Raw genomic sequence first — 1,387 nt, forward strand, 5'->3', positions numbered from 1 at the left:
TACTGGTCAGGTGCCGGGTTCTGTGGTGTCGGGTTCCTGGCGGAGTTCGGGGTAGGCGCTCCAGTTGGTACCGCTGATGAATGCGTGTCGCTCGGTTGTCTGAGCTCTGTATCCGAATTGGGTTGCCGCGATCGCTGGAGGAATGGCGCGGACCAGTTCGCGCATCGCGCTGTTGCGTGCGCCTTGGAGGTCGATTCCGTTGGCGCGGAGCTTTCCCATCAGGGTCTGCGGGTTGATGTGATGGCCTGCAGTGACTCCGGGAAATAGCCATTGGGATGTCTGGTTGGCGGCGGTGTTCATGTTGGGCCGCTGTGCGATGAGCTCAGTCACGGGGTCGGCGAGAGGAGGTGGGAGTTCTACCTCGGCGTCGGCGAATCGGATCCACAGGCTGCCGCTGTCGTCGGTCCGCAGTGCGTCCAGTTTGATGGCGGCGATGCGCGAAACTGGTTGCGCGCAGATCAGCAGCAGGACGGTGGCGGCTTTAACCCACACCGGGGTGTCACGGTGTCCCAGGATCGTCGTCAATCGGGCGTAGCGCTCATCGTCGCTGGTCATGGGGTGGGTTCGAGCACGTCGGTAGGGGAACTCCAGGTGGGCGGTTATGTGTTGATGCGTGATGCACCATCTGACGAACATTCTGGCGATGCTGCGGGTGGTCGGCCCGGTGGCGAGCCAGGCGTCGATGTCGGATTGTGTCGCTTGCGCCAGTGGCGTGTTACGGGTGTAGAGCCAGTTGGTGAAGTCGATCGCGGCGGTGATCTCCTGCTTGGCGTTGGCGATCGGCCCGTTCTCCAGGGGTTGGCGCTGGGAGCGGGCGCGGAGTTTGCGCAGGTGATGCCAGGTGGCGAATCCGGTGATGACCTGCTGCGATTGGTGAATTGGTGTGGAGGCGAGCTTCTTTTTGAGCCAGCTGGTGAAGCGGTCGAGGTTGCGGTCGTAGGGTGCGAGGATTCCGCAGCTGATGAACAGGTCCCGGAGATGGCGTGCGGTGCGTTCGGCGGGGTAGTGGGCGAAGGTGTCGTGACTGATGGTCAAGCGGTGTTGCGCGAACCCGTCCAGGAGCTGGCGAACGTCGGGGTTGCGTAGCCAGATGAGTGCACTTCGCGGGTGGTCTTGGCTGGTCAGCGCATCGAGTAGGGGCTGCAGCTCGGTGGAAATGTGGCCGGTGTCGGCGGTGGTGAGCAGGGCGGTCAGGTCGTCGGTGAGGCAGCATCGGGCGCAGAGTCCTCGGCGGTGGGGTTCGTCTTGGTCGCCGCAGCGGGTGCAGGTCAGCCGGGGGTCGTCGATTCCGGCGCAGTCGGTGCAGATGGCCTGGGTGTCGTCCAGGCCGGGTAGGAGCCGGTCTGGGCGCTGGCAGCTGGGGCAGGTCCCGCGTCGGCGGGTGGCC

Annotated in this window: 1 protein-coding gene; it reads right to left on the reverse strand. The window is 64.7% G+C overall.

Going from position 1 to position 1,387, the window contains the following annotated elements:
• Window positions 1-6 precede the first annotated feature (6 nt).
• Window positions 7-1,387 (reverse strand): site-specific integrase (locus G6028_RS15695; RefSeq protein WP_206685754.1); only part of this gene is annotated, 1,381 nt, incomplete at its 5' end.

It is taken from the genome of Dietzia cercidiphylli (genome assembly GCF_014145145.1).
GTDB classification, from domain to species: Bacteria; Actinomycetota; Actinomycetes; order Mycobacteriales; family Mycobacteriaceae; genus Dietzia; species Dietzia natronolimnaea.